Here is an 18,504-nt window from a genome sequence, read left to right on the forward strand (position 1 = left end):
TTACTGTTTTTTACCTCCTAACTCAAATGCTCGAGCTACACATGTCTTTACACATCCTTGAATTCCTTCACCTACATTTACTTCGTCTAAATAATTCAATCCTGCAATAGTGGTACCTCCTTTTGAAGCAACTCTATCCATCCATTCCGTTAAAGAAATATCATTTTCTTCATACAATTTCACAGCTCCACCAAAAGTTTGAGACACTAAGGTCTTAGACTGCTCAGGAGAAAAACCTAAATTTTCAGCAGCAGCAACCATTGCATTCATCATATAAAAAACAAAACCAGGTCCACTACCTGAGATACCAGTAGATTTATCAATGGCATCTTCATTTTCAACCAATATAGCTTCACCTGTAGTTTCTAGAATTCCACCTACCAATTCTAAATCTTGAGTGGAAACCTCATTTGAACCAACATAAGTAGTAACTCCTAGCTTAACTTGTGATGGTAAATTGGGCATTGCTCTTACAACCTTATCCAATCCTAATCCATTTTGGATCGTTTCGATAGTTGTTCCTGCCATTATAGAAACCACCAATTGTTCTTTGTTTAATAATTCTTTGATTCCTTCAAAAACGGAAGGTGCTATTTGTGGTTTGACTGCTAAAAAAATAACATCAGAATCTTTTAGAATACTAAAATCATCTCCTGCAGAAATCGTATTTAAATTATTAATTTCATCAATTCTTTCAACAGACTTTTCAAGTACCTCAATACTTGCATCTAAATTAGAATTGTAAATAGATTCTGCATATGTGAAACCCATGTTTCCACCTCCGATTACCGTAATTTTTTTCATGATATTCTCAATTGAATTCTGTTCTTATTAGTAAGAATGGCAAAAGTACTCTTTTAGAAAATTCTAGGAAAGTTTTCAATTTCATGAATTCATCAAATCTTCAATTTCTTCAGCCTCAATAGGTATATTTTGCATTAGATTAAATGGTGAACCCGTTTCTTGCACTACAACATCATCCTCCAAACGAATTCCAAACCCTTCTTCAGGAATATAGATTCCAGGCTCAACAGTAAAAACCATATTTTTTTCGATAGGATCTGTTAATATTCCATAATCATGCGTATCTAAGCCCATATGATGTGAAGTTCCGTGCATAAAATACTTTTTATAGGCTGGCCATTCTGGATCTTCATTTTGGATAGTTACTTTGTCTAACAAATTCAGATCTAACAAAGCAGACGTCATTAGTTTCCCTATTTCAGCATGATAATCCTTAATTATCACTCCTGGCACCAACATTTGAGTTGCTTCTTTTTTGATTCTATTTACCGCATTATATACTTCTTTCTGGCGGGAAGTAAATAATCCAGAAACCGGAATAGTACGTGTTAAATCACTAGAATAATTTGCGTATTCGGCCGCCACATCCATCAATATGAGCTCTCCTTTTTTACACTGTTGATTGTTTTCAATATAATGCAATACATTGGCATTATTCCCAGATGCCACTATGGGTGTATAAGCAAATCCTTTTGACCTATTTTTCACAAATTCATGAATCAGTTCAGCCTCAATTTCATATTCCCAAACACCAGGTTTCACAAAAGGAAGCAATCTTCTAAAGCCTTTTTCAGTAATATCACAAGCCTTTTGAATCAACTCCAATTCTTCCTTTTCTTTAATCGATCTTATACGTTGCAAAATAGGATTACTTTCTTCATAATTCTTCTCAGAAAAATCCTTTTTCACCTTTTTGATAAAACGATCCTCTCTTGTTTCAGTTTCAACCTTTGCTCTATAATGACCATTGATATTGATATATACATTTTCAACCTCTTCCATCAATTCAGAAAAAACAGCATCCAATTCATCCAGCCAAAGAACCGTCTCTACGCCAGAAGTCTTGGTAGCTTCGGATTTGGTTAATTTGGCACCTTCCCAAATAGCAATATGCTCATTAGTCTCTCTTACAAACAAAATTTCACGATACTCTTTTTTCTTTGCGTCCGGAAATAAGAACAAAACACTCTCCTCTTGATCGACCCCGGTTAAATAAAAAATATCTCTATGCTGTGCAAAGGGCAAAGTACTATCTGCACTCACGGGATAAATATCATTTGAATTAAAAAATGCAAAAGATTTAGGCTTCAACTGAGAAACAAACTTTTTTCTGTTTTTCACAAACAAACTACTGCTGATCGGATCGTATTTCATGATAAAATATTTTGTCTTGTAAAAATATAAAACCTTAACACAAACTATACTTACAATTCCATAAATTTGTATTGTTAGATTTAATTTAGCATTGCCTTGAAAAAAAACCTCTCTTCCCTATTTATTCTTCTTTGCATATATGCAAGTTTTGGACAAGCAAATAAGTCTGGTTTCAAAAAACTTTCAGCCGCAGAAAAATGCTGGGTTATTTCTCATCCCTTTAAGGCAAAAAAAGCCTACAGAATTTCAACAGCTGCTCAAAAAACAGCAGATTCTATTGCTACTACAAATCGTTTAGATGGAGACAAAAATGGAGGTCAAGTAGATGCCTTCCGACATGCTTATTGGATGGCAACACTTTCTCAAGGAATTGGGAAAAGATCTGCCAAAAGTTTAGGCAAGGCGCATGAAAAAGGAAATTACAAATATTACAAAAAAAACAAACTAGAAGATGGCAGTATTCCAGATGAAGCTTCATCAGAAATGGATCTTTACAACAACAATATAGGAATCTTAATTTTCAAAGAAAACAAGAAGGCCGACAAATCCAAATTCATAGATTTGGTACTCGAACAAATACACCAAGGAAAACTAAAAATACTAAGAAAAGATCCTGCTGGAAATTATCAAAACTGCTACGGAGAAAATATTAATTTAGAAGATTACAAAGGACAATGGAGCAATCCGAAATGCTTGATAAGCTCAAATAAAAAAAAGGTTTAAAATATTTAAAACTATCTACGATATCGTATTCGTAGCTAGAAAACAAGAGGTTACAGGGCCTTAAAAGAATCATAAACACGCCTAAAAAACAGAAGTGATATATATCATAATCGTCCATTTTTGTTAGGTATAAATTTGTAGAATAAACATCAGAATTATGGAAATTACATTTATTATTTTAGCAATCACAATTGTTCTTTTCGTGTCAGGAAAGATAAGACCTGATATCGTTGCCCTTACCAGTATGATGGCTTTGAGCATGACAGGAATCCTTACAGTAAACGAAACTTTTTCTGGCTTTAGCAACTCCAGTATCATCCTAATTGCGGGATTATTTATTGTTGGTGAAGCCATGAGTAGAGCAGGTTTGACTTCTTGGCTCGGAAATAAAATCATCCAATTATCAAAAAACAATTCAAACAAACTATTAGTCCTCATTATTATAGGTTCAGCCATCCTATCGGCCTTTATGAGTAATACAGGAACCGTAGCCTCCTTGATGCCCGTAATTATAGCTGCAGCCTGGCGTTTGAAAACACCGGCTTCAAAAATGTTAATTCCTTTATCTTTTGCGGCGGCCACCGGAGGTTTGCTAACCTTAACAGGTACACCAACCAATATTGTTACCAATCAAGCGATGATTGATGCTGGAGTCCCAGAGTTTGGATTTTTTGAATTTTCATTGATCGGTGTTCCTTTATTGATTCTTACGGTTATATACATGAGATATTTTGGAACAAAACTTTTACCAAACAACGAATCAAGAAGAATGGAAGATATTGATGAGTCTATTCAAAACATTGAAGATTCATACCAATTATTTGAAGGATTCTGGAAAGTTAGAATCAGACCAAATTCATCTGCCATCGGACAATCCATTAAACAAATGAAACTAGGATCTACCATGGGAGTAAATATTATAAAAATTATCCCACAAGAAGATTCCACAACCTCATTCCTAAAAAAAGTAGGTTTTAAAAAATCGGAACCGGATGAATTTCCAGATCTGGATAGAGAATTCAAAGCCGGAGATGAACTTTTAGTAAACTGTAGTGAAATGCGTATCAATAGATTTATTGACAAGCACAATGTAGCCGCTACAAAACTAGAAGAAGTTGATGGAGAATTTGTAAAACAGAATGTACTTTCTGATGAGGTTGGTATTTGTGAATTGATTGTTGCCCCAAAATCTAGCTATAAAGGAAGACATATCAACACGGGTAGATTTGGTGAAAAATACAATGTCCAAGTGATGGCATTGAACAGACACAACAAACGTATCAGAGGTAGAGAATTTGACTTGCAAGAAGGAGATTCTATTTTAGTAAGAGCCAAATGGGAAGACATCAAAGCGATTCAAGAAGAAAGCAGAGATTTCTTAATTATTGGATCTCCAGAAGAACTATCCAAAGAAGTTGGTAAAATCACAAGAAAAGGTGTGATTTCTATACTAGCGATGGTATTTATGGTGTCTATGTTTATTTGGGGACCTTTTTCTTCATCAATTACGGTAATGCTAACCGCATTTATTATGATTGCCGGAGGTTGTATCAATATGAATCAATCCTACCGTGCGATCAACTGGAACGTAATCATCATTATGGCCGGTATGATCCCCATGGGAGTTGCCTTACAAAAAACTGGAGGAGCCAAATATATTGCAGATTCAATGATAACGCTATTAGGTGACATGCACCCAACTTACTTTTTAGCCGGTATCTTTTTAATTACCTCTTTCTTAAGTCAGGTGATGAGCAACACGGCAACAGCAATTTTAATGGCGCCTATTGTTTTAGTTGCTTCTTTAGAATTAGGCTATTCTCCACACCCATTTATGATGGCTCTTGCCGTAAGTGCTTCAACAGCTTTCTTAACACCATTTGGAACACCAACCAATACTATGGTAATGAATGCCGGTAACTATAAATTTACAGATTATCTAAAAAGTGGAGCCATCCTATTAGGTATCTTTTTTATCGTTAGTATTATTTTAATTCCAATGATTTGGCCATACAATTGATAACAAAACACCTAAAAAACTACGTACTAATACTTAGTTTTTTAGGTTTATAACTGTAATAAAAACGATTAAAAAAAACAAAAAACCTTATAAAAACCGAAAAACAAAACACTACTAATCAATGAGATTAAGAGCACGAAATCGTTTTCTTAAAACCATTCTAAATAAACAAAAAAACAGTATCTTTTTTTCTCAAAAGAAAATCTAAGTAGTACCTTTGTGCGATTCTTAAAACTAAATTAAAAATGAGCGGATTTCTATCTTCATCAATTGCAAGGAAAGTGGCCATGGCACTGTCAGCACTCTTCCTTATCTTTTTCTTAATAATGCATTTATCAGTTAATTTAACTTCATTATTTAGCGAAACATTATTCAACCATTTATCACACTTTATGGGAACCAATCCTATGGTTCAATTTTTATTACAACCTATCTTAATTTTTGGTGTTGTATTTCATTTTGTAATGGGATTTGTATTAGAATTAAAAAACAAAAAAGCTACAGCAGTAAAGTATGCTAAAGACAATGGAGCTGCCAATTCAACTTGGACTTCAAGAAACATGGTGTACAGTGGTTTGGTAATTCTTGCTTTTATCGTATTGCACTTTATTGATTTCTGGATTCCAGAATTAAATGTAAAGTATGTTCACGGTGACATGAGCGGATTATTAGAAGGGACTCAAGACTTCAGATATTTTGAGGAATTACAACACAAATTTGTAAATCCATTGAGAGTGTTGGCTTATGTAGTATCATTCGTATTATTAGGATTGCACTTATCACACGGATTTCAATCGGCTTTCCAGTCAATGGGATTCAACAATAAATACACAAAAACAGTGAAAGCTGCAGGTAAGATATACTCTATCATTGTTCCTGCTGGATTTATTTTAGTAGCTGTATTTCATTTCTTAAACCATTAATCTTATATAAATATGACGACTTTAAATTCAAGAATTCCTAAAGGTCCAATTAAAGATAAGTGGACAACATACAAAGACAAAATCGACTTAGTAAACCCTGCAAACAAGCGTAACATTGATGTTATTGTTGTTGGAACAGGTTTGGCGGGTGGTTCTGCTGCCGCTTCTTTAGCTGAGTTAGGATATAACGTAAAAGCTTTTGCTTACCAAGATTCTCCTCGTAGAGCGCACTCTATTGCTGCTCAAGGAGGGATCAATGCTGCCAAAAACTATCAAGGTGATGGTGATTCTACTTACAGATTATTTTATGATACTGTAAAAGGTGGTGATTACCGTTCACGTGAAGCAAACGTGCATCGTTTGGCTGAAGTTTCTGGAAATATTATTGACCAATGTGTGGCGCAAGGAGTTCCTTTTGCACGTGACTATGGTGGATTATTAGACAACCGTTCTTTTGGTGGTGTATTGGTATCTCGTACTTTTTACGCTAAAGGACAAACAGGACAACAATTATTATTAGGAGCTTACTCTGCAATGAACCGTCAGATTGCTCGTGGTAAAATTGAAATGCACAACCGTCATGAAATGCTAGATGTAGTATTGGTAGATGGAAAAGCAAGAGGAATTATTGCACGTAACATGATCACTGGAGAAATCCAACGTCACTCTGCTCACGCGGTGGTTATTGCATCAGGAGGATACGGAAATGTGTATTTCCTTTCTACAAATGCAATGGGATCTAACGTAACAGCCGGATGGAAAATTCATAAAAAAGGAGCATTCTTTGCAAATCCTTGTTATACTCAAATTCACCCAACTTGTATTCCTAGATCTGGAGACTATCAATCTAAATTGACTTTGATGTCAGAGTCTTTACGTAATGATGGTCGTATTTGGGTTCCTGCTAAAATTGAAGATGCAAAAGCAATTCAAGAAGGAAAATTAAAAGCAACGGAGATTGCTGAAGAAGATAGAGATTATTACTTAGAAAGAAGATATCCTGCATTTGGTAACTTAGTACCTCGTGATGTTGCCTCTAGAGCAGCTAAAGAGCGTTGTGATGCTGGTTATGGTGTAAATGCTACAGGAGAAGCTGTATACTTAGATTTTGCTGCTGCCATTGACCGTTACGGAAAAGAGCAAGCTAAAATTAAAGGGATTGACAATGCATCTGCTTCAGAAATATATGACTTAGGTCAAGCTGTTGTTGAAGCGAAATACGGAAACTTATTCCAAATGTATGAGAAAATCGTTGATGAGAATCCATACAAAACACCAATGATGATTTACCCAGCAACTCACTACACAATGGGTGGTGTTTGGGTTGATTACAACTTAATGACAACTATTCCTGGATGTTACTGTATTGGAGAGGCTAACTTCTCTGACCACGGTGCAAATAGATTAGGAGCATCTGCATTGATGCAAGGTTTGGCTGATGGATATTTCGTATTGCCATACACTATCGGAGATTACTTATCTGACGACATTAGAACTGGAAAAATCTCTACAGATTCTCCAGAATTTGAAGAAGCTGAAAAATCTGTTAAAGAATTAATTAATTTCTTTATCAGTAATAAAGGTGAACACTCTGTTGATTATTACCATAAAAAATTAGGTGAAATCATGTGGGATAAAGTAGGAATGTCTCGTAATGAAAAAGGATTGAAAGAGGCTATGGCTGAAATCAAAGCTTTACGTGAAGATTTCTGGAAAAATGTTAATGTTCCTGGAACTTCAGACGAAATGAATCCTGAATTAGAAAAAGCAACGAGAGTTGCTGACTTCTTAGAATTAGGAGAGTTATTCGCTAAAGATGCCTTAGATAGAAATGAATCTTGTGGAGGTCACTTTAGAGAAGAATCTGTTGAATTAGACGGAGAACAAGAAGGAGAGGCTAAACGTAACGATAAAGATTTTGCTTATGTTTCTGCTTGGGAATACAAAGGAGAACCTGGAGATGCGGTACTTCATAAAGAAGAATTAGAATTTAACGACATTGAACTTAAACAACGTTCATACAAATAAGAAGACATTATGAATTTAACACTTAAAATCTGGAGACAAAAAAACGCTGATGACAAAGGTCAATTGGTGGACTATAAAGTAACTGATATTTCAGAGCATATGTCGTTCTTAGAAATGATGGATGTCTTGAATGAACAATTAATCAACAAAGGTGAAGAGCCGGTTGCATTTGACCATGACTGTCGTGAAGGAATTTGCGGTATGTGTTCTATGTACATCAATGGTGAAGCTCATGGACCTGATAGAGGTATTACTACTTGTCAGTTACACATGCGTTCTTTCAAGGATGGAGATACAATCCATATTGAGCCATTTAGAGCAACTGCTTTCCCTGTAATCAAGGATTTAGTTGTAGACCGTACTTCTTTTGATAGAATTCAACAATCAGGTGGTTACATCTCTGTAAATACTTCTGGTAATACGCAAGATGCAAACGCAACACCTATTTCTAAAATTGATGCAGACAAAGCAATGGATGCTGCTACTTGTATTGGTTGTGGAGCTTGTGTAGCTACTTGTAAAAACTCCTCTGCCATGTTATTTGTTGGAGCTAAAGTTTCTCAATATGCTTTGTTGCCACAAGGTCAAGTTGAAGCTACTGAAAGAGTCCTAAGCATGGTACAACAAATGGATGATGAAGGATTCGGAAACTGTACAAATACAGGAGCATGTGAGGTAGAATGTCCTAAAGGAATTTCTTTAGAAAACATTGCTCGTATGAACCGTGAATTCTTAAAAGCTAGTTTGTAAAACAAGTTTTTAATTCAAATATTAAAAGCCCTTTTCATTGATTTGAAAAGGGCTTTTTTGTTGCTTTTATAATCACCTATAACCCTAACCCGATTTTCATAAATTTAAGATAACGTTTTCGTTAAAAAGACATTTTAGTCTTTTTTTAATACTATGGTTTGATAATTTTACAGTATCAAAATCATAAGACTATGTTACAAAATTTTAAAGGAGATTTACTAGGAGGAATAACCGCAGGAATCGTAGCCCTACCCCTAGCTCTCGCATTCGGATTACAATCAGGTTTAGGCGCTTCAGCAGGATTATATGGCGCTATTTTTATTGGATTTTTTGCCGCGCTGTTCGGAGGTACTTCCACACAAATTAGCGGACCTACTGCTCCCATGACAGCAGTCAGTCTGGTTGCAGTTGCTACAATTCTCCATGCCAATAATGGTGACATTACGAAAGCTCTCCCACTTATATTATGTGTGTTTTTTGCCGCAGGTATTTTTCAAATTTTATTCGGTTTATTGAAATTAGGAAGTTTGATCAAATATATTCCAAGCACTGTAGTTTCCGGCTTTATGACAGGAATTGGTTGTATTATTTTAATTACCCAACTTCCCAATGTACTAGGTTTTAAAGCTGGTGGTGTTCTTGCCTCAATCGAATCAATTCCACATGCAATAACCCATATTAAAATAACAGAATTTGTTTTAGCTATCGCTACTATAGCCATTATATATGGTTTTAAAAAAATCACCAAGGCAGTTCCAAGTACACTCGTAGCATTATTTGCTGTTACTATTGCTTCCGTTGTATTTTTAGATCCAGCCTCATTTGGAATCATCGGAAATATCCCTACCGGATTCCCTAAGTTGAACTTCGATATTTTTACCAGCTTTTCATTCGGAACATTTACTCCCTATATTTTAACCTCCCTGTCATTAGCCCTATTAGGTACCATTGATTCTTTATTAACCTCTGTCGTAGCAGATAATATGACCGATACAAAACACAACAGCAATAAGGAACTTATTGGACAAGGTATAGGAAATTCTATTGCTGCGCTTTTTGGTGGAATTCCAGGGGCCGGAGCAACAATCCGTACTGTAGTGAACATTGATGCCGGAGGAAAAACAAAACTATCTGGAATGGCAGCAGCTATTCTACTTCTTTTCTTTTTAATGATTTTAGGTCCACTCGCCTCTCATATCCCTAACGCTGTACTTGCGGGAATTTTGGTTACCGTTGGTATTGGTGTAATGGATAAGAAAACATTAAAAAACATACATAATCTGCCCATAAAAGATGTTCTTGTTATGTTTCTTGTGTTAACCTTAACCGTTTTTTGGGATTTAATTTTCGCAGTTGCAATAGGAGTTATTGTTTCCTATACATTCAAAGTATTTTCAAACTACAACAAAAGGAGAAAAATTAAAATGGCATAACCCTTTGCAATTTCAATCTTTCAAAACCCTATAGTCGATTTTCTATAGGGTTTTCATTTTTCTTTTTTTTAAACATTTTTAAAAACCTCCGGAAAAACACAGTTAAACGTAAAATAAACATTTATTAAATAATAAGCTCTAACAATTTGTTTTTATTACTTTTACAACTTCAATCTACATCATGAAATTACTACAAATACCCCTAGTAGCTATTGTTATTTTTATGACAACTGCTACCCTATTTTCACAAGAAATAGCACTATCCTCTTTTCTTATTCCAGCTGAACTGAAAGAAAATGCGAACGCTGTAATTCGATTAAACGAAACTGTTGCTACTATTGAGGATAGCGACGAAATGTCTATCAAAACAAAGCGTATTGTAACCGTTCTTAACAAAGCTGGAAACCGCAATCTTGATGCAACATTCTATTATAGTGATAATCAAAAGATAATTTCTCTACAAGCAATCGTCTACAATGCATCAGGGAAAAAACTTAAAAAATTTTCGAAATCAAAATTTCAGGATGTTACTGCTACCAGCGGCTCTACTCTAGCTTCTGACGGTAGATATAAATATTTAGAATATACGGCTAGCTCATACCCTTATACAGTAGTATTAGAATCAGAAATAAAAACAAACACTACAAGTGCCATACCAAAATGGTTCCCTATTGAGGGATTTCATGTCTCCATTGAAAAAAACAGGTATACCATTTTAAATCCTAAAAGCATTCATCTAAGAGCCAAGGAAAGAAATTTTGATGGATTTTCAATTACTGCTACAAAAGAAGATCAAAAAGTTAGTTTTGAGATCAAAAACCAAAAGGCTCAATCCTACGAGCGTTATGCTCCAAGTATTACAAAATTATTTCCTAGCGTTCTTTTTGGACTTGACACTTATGCTATTAAAGGCTTAAAGGGAACTGCAATCAACTGGAAAGAATTTGGGAAATGGGAATATGATGTTTTAATTAAAGAAAAGGACAATCTTTCTGAAGAAGCCAAATTACAAATTCAACAACTTACTGAGCACCTAACCGACACTTTAGAAAAAGCAAAATTTATTTACAATTATGTACAGGAAAACACGAGATATATAAGTGTTCAGTACGGAATAGGAGGCCTCTCTCCTGCATATTCAAATGATGTTCACAAACTTGGATATGGTGACTGCAAGGGCCTCACAAATTATACCAAATCTTTACTTGAGGCCGTTGGAATTGCTTCTTACTACACAGAAATTTATGCCAAAAGTAGCAAACGAAATATTGAAAAAGACTTCCACTCCATTCAAGGAGATCATATAATTCTTAACCTTCCTTATAAAGGAAAAGACTATTGGCTAGAATGCACCAGCCAAACGACTCCATTTGGGTTTTTAGGAACCTTTACCGATGATAGGGATGCTTTGATCTTGACTCCTGAGGGAGGATTTATAAAACATACTACCGTTTATAAGAATGAAACAAACTTACAAGAAACAAAAGCCAACATTACATTAACTCAGGAAGGGAATATTGAAAGTAAGATTGACATAACAACTAAAGGAACTCAATACAATCAACATTATTATTTAGAAAATAATAACACCAAAGAAGTACAAACTTATTATATATCTGAGTATTGGAAAAACCTCAACAATTTAAAACTTGAATCCTATAGTTTTCACAACAATAAAGATTCCGTCACATTTAATGAAAAGGTATCCGTTTCTATAAAAAACTATGGTTCGTTAGCTGGAGACGACCTACTCATTAGAGTCAATGTTTTTAATAAATACAACAAATTACCTCCTAGAGTCAGATCTAGAAAACTACCCATTGAAGTATCCAGAGGATTCAAGGATACGGATTCTTATACTTTCGAAATTCCGGAGTCTTATCAAGCTTCTTATCTACCAGCAAAAAAGGAAATCACAAATGATTTTGGGAGCTATGAAGTTTATTTTGAAAAAATAGATGCAACCCACTTCACCTATCATAGAAGCCTATTAATTTATGATGGTATTTTCCCAAAAGAATCCTATAACACTTATAGAGATTTTTTAAAATCCATATCCAAATACGACAACCTAAGAATTGCATTGACTAAAATATAATCATGAAGAACTTAACATTACTCTGTGTTACTCTACTTGTAACAACGACATTTACTTTTGCCCAAAAAAGGAAATTTGGAAAAATAAAAAAAGAAGAACTGCAAGAAACATCTTATGCTAAAGATAGTCTTGCCAATGCCTGTTATCTCTATAAAAAAAGAGAAACCAATTTTGTATTTAACGAACAGAAGTTCACTTTTGAGTTGGTTACAAAGGTTCATGAGATTATAAAAATTTACAACAATGATGGTTTTGACCATGCCACTGTAACCATCAATTATTATGACCCTGAAACAGGTTCTTCAGATGAGGAGGTACATAATATAAAAGCTTATACCTATAATCTAGAAAACGATAAGGTAAAAAAAGAAAAGCTATCCTCTAAAAATGTTTTCAAAGATCAAGCCAATAAATTTTGGGCAAATAAAAAATTTACCATGCCTAATGTGAATGAGGGATCTATTATTGAATACAGCTATACAATTATTTCACCTTATTGGGATATCCGTGACTTAGATTTCCAGTATGATATTCCTATCAAAGAACTTTTCTATTCCACTGAAATTCCGGAATACTATAATTTCAGTAAACAAAACAAAGGATATTACTTCATCACTCCACAAGAGGAAACTTTAAATAGAAGTATCAGTTGGACGAACAAAACTAGAACTACTGGTAATATTTCTTCTACCTCATATGATAATGAAAAGGTGAACCATACGTCAAAACACACTGTTTATTATCAAAAAGATATCCCTGCACTTAGGGATAATGAACCCTATATGAGTAGTATTAATAATTATAGAGGCGGTGTCAAATACGAATTGAGTTCAACACGTTTTCCTAATTCAAACTTAAAACAATATAGCTCTACATGGGAATCTGTAAGTAAAACCATTTTTGAGAACTCAAGTTTTGGTCAAGAGTTAAAATACTCAAATTATTTTAAAGATGATTTAGAGACTATTTTACAAGGAAAAACAACCTATCAACAAAAATTAATCACCATTTTAGAATTTGCTAAATCTAAAGTTAAATGGAATGGATACTCAGGGAAATATACAAACAAAGGTGTTCGTAAAGCATACAAAGAGGGAACTGGAAACGTAGCAGAAATAAATCTTATGTTGGTTTCTATGCTAAGAGAGGCTGGATTTACAGCCAACCCAGTACTATTGAGCACTAGGGATAATGGCATCCCATTTTTCCCAACCTTGGAAGGCTTTAACTACGTTATCGCAGCTGTACATGCGGAAGGAGCAGGCTATATTTTAATGGATGCTACAGAACAATATAGTTCACCGAACAATCTTCCTTTGAGGGATTTGAATTGGGATGGTAGAATGATAGCAGATGACGGTCGTTCAAAAGCAATTAGTTTGGCGCCTCAAAAATATTCTGAGGAAAATAATAGTTTGAGTATTAGCATTGATGGTGACTACCATGTAAATGGTTTGCTGAGACGTAAAATGGATGGATTAAAAGCTTTTTCTTATAGATCAAAAAACAATAAAACTAAGGAAGAAGAATTAATTCAAAAATTAGAGAATAGATTCCATGTAGAAATCAACAATTTTAGAGTTGGAAATAAGAAAATCCCTTATAAGGCATTTACTCAAATGATTCAGTTTGAAAGTGATGATATGATTGAGGTAATCAATGGAAAAATGTATATCAATCCGTTATTCTTTTTCTCAACAACAGTAAATCCTTTTAAAACGGAAGAAAGAATTTTCCCAGTAGATTATGGAACTCCATGGAAAGAAAAAAATCAAATATCTATAAAAATTCCAGAAGGCTATAAAATTGAATCAATCCCCGAAACCTTTGGTATTGGGCTTCCAGAGAATCTAGGTCTCTATAAATTTTTAATTAAAGCTAACAACAACAGCATCAGTATCAAGACAGAGGAAATAATTAATAGTTCCATAATTTCACCCAAATACTATGGTGATTTAAAAAACTTTTATGCTGAGCTCGTTAGCAAACAAAAGAAAAAAATAGTGCTCACAAAAATCTAAAATCAAATCCCCTTAATTAAAAAATTAAGGGGATTTTTTCAATGCAAGAAGGCTATCACAAATATTATTCTTAGTTTGTGAAAAATATTCCACTTCACTAATAAGGTATTTTATGGTCCAAAGGATTGTCATTTTTTTATGCTTTTTTCAGTTAATTTTAACTGCACAGCCTAAAGATCATACTTTTGACAAAGACAGTCTTGTCTTAAAAATTCAGCAAGAACTTGAAGAATCAAAACAACTTACATCTCTTGCGTATTACCCTGAAGCCTACGATAAAATTTGGGAGGTTTTAAAAACCTCTGACTCGTTAAACAACCCAGATATTAAATACAAAGCATATAAAAACCTGACACTTTTATATTCCATTTTTTATAAAAAAGACAAAGCCATCTCTGCTATTGACTCTATGTTTTATCATGCAAAAAGATCTGGAGTTTATGAGGTCCCTGTGGATAAAAGCAACTTGTTTTTTGCAGCAGCTCTAACCTATAGAATGAATCAGGAATATGAATTGGCACAAAAACACCTTTCCGTGAGTCAAAGGATTTTAGACTCGCTTAACACCCCAATAAAAAATAAAATTTACGTTTTAACAGAACAAGCTCACCTACACACCTTGACAGGAAATTACAAAGAATCTGAAGACCTCATCTTCTCTCTTTCTGATGAAATTTCTGACAACCACGATTATAGTTCAATCATATATTCGATGTTAGGCGATTTATTTGCAAAACAAAATCGGAATAAGGAAGCCTTGCAGTACTATGAAAAAAGTTTACAATTAATTTCTGAGCAAAAAATTAGGCAAGGACTTAGAGTTGGTTTGTTGGAAAAAACTTCTCTACTCTATAAAGAACTCGGAAATTACAAACTCGCATATGAGCAAATCAACGAATCAAAATCCTTAGGAGATAGCTTATTCGGCAGTCAGAGTCAGCGTAACAAACAATTATTTGAAATAAAAGACTCTTACAGAAAATCAATTATTGCCAATAATAGAATCAAAAAAGAACAAGAACTAAAATTGGTCAATGCCGAAAAAGAAAAATTAAATGCACAGTTACTTTTTTCTATTTTACTTATTGTCATAAGCATTATCGCATCAGTCATCGTCATCAAATTATTACGAAACAAACATCAAGTAGAAAAAAGGTTAGCCAAAGAAAGAGCTAAAGCTGAGATTGAAATAAAGAAAAAAGAACTAGCCGTTACTGCACTTCAACTTATTGAAAAGGACAAACTACTAGAAGAAATAAAAAAAGGGTTGGATGATGTCAACAAAGATGGGTCTAATTCTGTAGAAAAAATAAAAAGTACCATCAAAGTAAACTCAGCAAAAACCTGGGAAGAATTTGAAACTAGATTTATCCAAGTAAATAGTTCTTTTTATGAAAGTTTAGGAAATAAACACAAAAACCTTAGCCGAAATGAATTAAAATTATGTGCTTTGGTAAAGTTGAATTTCTCTACAAAAGAGATGGCACAACTATTAGGGATCTCTGCTGATAGTGTCAACAAAGCTCGATATAGACTTAGAAAAAAACTAGACTTGCAAAGAGATGAAAATCTGGTCACCTATATAAACTCCATTTAAAAAAAATCCGGGTAGAATTTAGCCTACCCGAATTTCACTAACTATAATTAACTAAAACCAATTAGTTTTTTGACCTATCGATGATTTTTGAAATCACAAATGGTTTTACTTTTCCAGGAGGAATTATTTTAATAGACTCATGTGCTACCTCTCCTTTTCTAGTCTTAATTCTTAGCCTTACTGGCTGACCGTACTCTGGAGGAATAGGAATTTTAATTTTTAATTTTCGCTGGTTATTCAGTATGGTGTAATTGTCCATAGAATTACCAGCCATAAAAGTTTCAATAATTGCCTCTTTACTCGCAGACTTAAAAGTCAATTCTGCGTCCCATGTGTTTACATAAAAACCTGGGTCTAAAAAAGTAATTTCATATTCAACCCAACTAGAAGTATCCTCTTTCTTTGTAGAAGAAGTGCTCATATCAGACGCATTCGTATATAAATAGTCCCAACTTCTTCCATGTTTTGCTGGGTCAAAATTATAATAGGCGCTTTTTTCACCCACTTTAATTTCTGGGATACTCCCTGCCTCTACTTTTAAAGTTTTCACCTCGCTTATAGCATCGCTTGAATTCCCAACTAAAATTTGAAATTTACCTGCTTTCACTTTAAACTTCTCAGCAGCTACATTGTAATAAGCAAAAGCTTCATAAGGTATTTTGATCTCCACTGTTTTGCTTGCACCTGAAGCTACAGAAACTCGTTCAAAGCCTTTCAAAGCCTTTATCGGTTTTTTCTTTGAAGATTTCCCATCCTTTATATAAACCTGCACTACCTCATCACCATCCACATTTCCTGTGTTTTTAACGGTTGCTGTTACAGTAACATATTGTTCTGGCTTTAATGTTTTCACATCAAGAACTACCTTTTCAATTTCAAAATCTGTATAACTCAAACCATAACCAAACGGATACAAAGCATCTCCTTTAAAATACATATAAGTTCTACCATTTTTAACATTATAATCGTTAAAATCTGGCAAATCATTATCCGATTTAAACCAAGTAGCGTTTAATTTTCCACCAGGATTTACATCTCCAAACAACACCTTTGCCAAGGCTGTTCCCTGTTCTTGTCCATTTGCCCATGCACAAAGTATTGCAGGCACATTATCTTGCTCCCAAGAAACATCCGTAGCACCACTAGGAATTAAAACTACGATGACATTCTTATTCACCTTTTGTAACTCCTTTATCAGTTTATGCTGATTCCCAGGTAATTTTAAAGTTTTTCTGTCAACATTTTCCGTTGCTGTAGCCTCATCATTCCCGACTAGCACAACAACATATTCAGATTTTTTTGCTACTTCAACCGCCTCTGCAATTTTCTTAGCATCTTCCTTATCTTTAGCCAAAGAACATCCCTCTGCATATAATACTTTAGCTGAAGTACTATTTTTTATTCCTTGCAGGGGTGATATTTTACTTTTAGGATTTCCAGAATAAATCCCTAACCAACATCTATCAGCAAAAGGGCCAACTACACCGATACTTTTAATATCCTTTTTTAAAGGAAGCATATCTTTTTTATTCTTAAGTAAAACGATAGATTGCTCAGCTGCTTTTAAAGCTAATTTTTTGTGTGCATCGCACTCCAAAACACTCCTTGGTATTTTAGAATATGGATTCAAAGAAGGATCGTCAAAATCTCCTGTTCTAAAACGCAATTTCAACATCCTTCTTACAGAAACATTGACCTCTTCTTCCGTTATCAAACCTTCCTCTATAGATGTAGGCAAAGCATATACCATAGGAGCCTTTTTGGTTGCATTTCTGTAACATTCCTGATCTACACCGGCCTTGATAGCCATTGCTGCTGCCTCGGCCTGAGAACTTGCATAATGCATACGTGTTTCCAACCCTTGAACCGCAGTCCAATCTGCAATTACATATCCTTCAAAACCCCATTGCTTTCTTAGTACATCATTTACCAACCATTTGTTTGCAGAACAAGGAACACCATTTAAGCCATTCAAAGCCGTCATGATTCCCGTTGCATTTTCATCCACTACGCAAGTTTTGTACGCTGGAAAATAATATTCATACAAATCTTTTTTTCCAATATTAGAATGAGATTTTTCTCTTCCTTTATCCACATTGTTTGCAACATAATGTTTAACAGTGGTCACTGTTTTTACATATTTTGGATCGTTTCCTTGCATCCCTCTAATATACATACGTGCCATCTCTGACATCAAATGTGGATCTTCACTGTAACATTCTTCATTTCTACCCCATCTTGGATCACGAGCCATATTTACTGTTGGTGAAAACATCATGACTTCCTTTTTACCAATATTTTTTAGCGCTCTAGATTCATTAGAAATTGCCGTAGCAACGTCAAACATTAAATCTGGATTCCAAGTAGAACCCATGGCAATATTTTGAGGAAACTGAGTACAATTCCATCCAATAATTCCATGCAATGCTTCTCCATACCATTCAAAATAAGGAACACCTAGTCTATCAATAGCAGGGATTCTTGAGCCACAATAGCTAATTTTTTCTTCCAAAGTCATTTTAGACAATAGATCTTCTACTCTATCATCAATGTTCGCATTTGCATCTTTCCAAACTTGAGCATTCATAGAGAAGGCTGCCATCATAAAGAACACAACTGAACTTATTTTCTTTAAATAATTCATAAAATATAGTTGTTTTAATAATTTCTCTCAAAATTAGAATCAAACCTCCCAAAAGAAAAAAATAAGCAATGGACATAATTTGGACATGT

12 protein-coding genes are annotated in these 18,504 nt (G+C 34.3%); 9 read left to right on the plus strand and 3 right to left on the minus strand.

Features of this window, described 5'->3' with window-relative positions:
- Both proC and P8H68_RS08850 read right to left on the minus strand, forming a co-directional pair.
- Positions 1–804: a pyrroline-5-carboxylate reductase gene (proC, locus tag P8H68_RS08845; RefSeq protein ID WP_300323679.1), complete on the minus strand. Its 804-nt coding sequence runs from the start codon at positions 802–804 to the stop codon at positions 1–3.
- A gap of 81 nt (positions 805–885) precedes the next feature.
- Entirely contained in the window at positions 886–2,178 is a 1,293-nt protein-coding gene (locus tag P8H68_RS08850) for an aminopeptidase P family protein (protein WP_300323682.1), read from the minus strand.
- A 96-nt stretch (positions 2,179–2,274) separates the two neighbouring features.
- Between P8H68_RS08850 and P8H68_RS08855 the strand changes: the two genes are divergently transcribed.
- The 9 genes from P8H68_RS08855 (at position 2,275) to P8H68_RS08895 (ending at position 15,771) form a co-directional block, all read left to right on the plus strand.
- A complete protein-coding gene (locus tag P8H68_RS08855) occupies positions 2,275–2,901 on the plus strand; it encodes a hypothetical protein (RefSeq protein WP_300323685.1) in 627 nt (208 codons plus the stop codon).
- A 157-nt stretch (positions 2,902–3,058) separates the two neighbouring features.
- Complete coding sequence (locus P8H68_RS08860) at positions 3,059–4,921, plus strand: SLC13 family permease (RefSeq protein WP_300323688.1); 1,863 nt, start codon at positions 3,059–3,061, stop codon at positions 4,919–4,921.
- A 245-nt stretch (positions 4,922–5,166) separates the two neighbouring features.
- On the plus strand, positions 5,167–5,844 hold the full coding sequence (locus P8H68_RS08865) for a succinate dehydrogenase cytochrome b subunit (protein WP_300323691.1): 678 nt from the start codon (positions 5,167–5,169) through the stop codon (positions 5,842–5,844).
- 12 nt (positions 5,845–5,856) lie between these two features.
- Positions 5,857–7,872 carry a fumarate reductase/succinate dehydrogenase flavoprotein subunit gene (locus P8H68_RS08870; RefSeq protein ID WP_300323694.1) on the plus strand — a complete coding sequence of 672 codons (2,016 nt, stop codon included), beginning with the start codon at positions 5,857–5,859 and terminating at the stop codon, positions 7,870–7,872.
- Positions 7,873–7,881: 9 nt separating this feature from the next.
- Positions 7,882–8,622: a succinate dehydrogenase/fumarate reductase iron-sulfur subunit gene (locus P8H68_RS08875; RefSeq protein ID WP_300323697.1), complete on the plus strand. Its 741-nt coding sequence runs from the start codon at positions 7,882–7,884 to the stop codon at positions 8,620–8,622.
- A 191-nt stretch (positions 8,623–8,813) separates the two neighbouring features.
- Positions 8,814–10,055 (plus strand): SulP family inorganic anion transporter, encoded by a 1,242-nt coding sequence (locus P8H68_RS08880; protein WP_366144935.1) that lies wholly within the window; start codon positions 8,814–8,816, stop codon positions 10,053–10,055.
- Between the two features lie 181 nt (positions 10,056–10,236).
- Positions 10,237–12,153 carry a DUF3857 domain-containing protein gene (locus P8H68_RS08885; protein WP_300323700.1) on the plus strand — a complete coding sequence of 639 codons (1,917 nt, stop codon included), beginning with the start codon at positions 10,237–10,239 and terminating at the stop codon, positions 12,151–12,153.
- Positions 12,154–12,155: 2 nt separating this feature from the next.
- Positions 12,156–14,174: a DUF3857 domain-containing protein gene (locus tag P8H68_RS08890; RefSeq protein WP_300323703.1), complete on the plus strand. Its 2,019-nt coding sequence runs from the start codon at positions 12,156–12,158 to the stop codon at positions 14,172–14,174.
- Between the two features lie 112 nt (positions 14,175–14,286).
- Positions 14,287–15,771: a hypothetical protein gene (locus tag P8H68_RS08895; protein WP_300323706.1), complete on the plus strand. Its 1,485-nt coding sequence runs from the start codon at positions 14,287–14,289 to the stop codon at positions 15,769–15,771.
- 61 nt (positions 15,772–15,832) lie between these two features.
- On the opposite strand, the gene P8H68_RS08900 is transcribed toward P8H68_RS08895, so the two are convergent.
- Complete coding sequence (locus P8H68_RS08900; protein WP_300323709.1) at positions 15,833–18,415, minus strand: glycoside hydrolase family 3 C-terminal domain-containing protein; 2,583 nt, start codon at positions 18,413–18,415, stop codon at positions 15,833–15,835.
- Between the last annotated feature and the right edge of the window lie 89 nt (positions 18,416–18,504).

The organism is Flavicella sp., from assembly GCF_029238425.1.
GTDB lineage: Bacteria > Bacteroidota > Bacteroidia > Flavobacteriales > Flavobacteriaceae > Flavicella.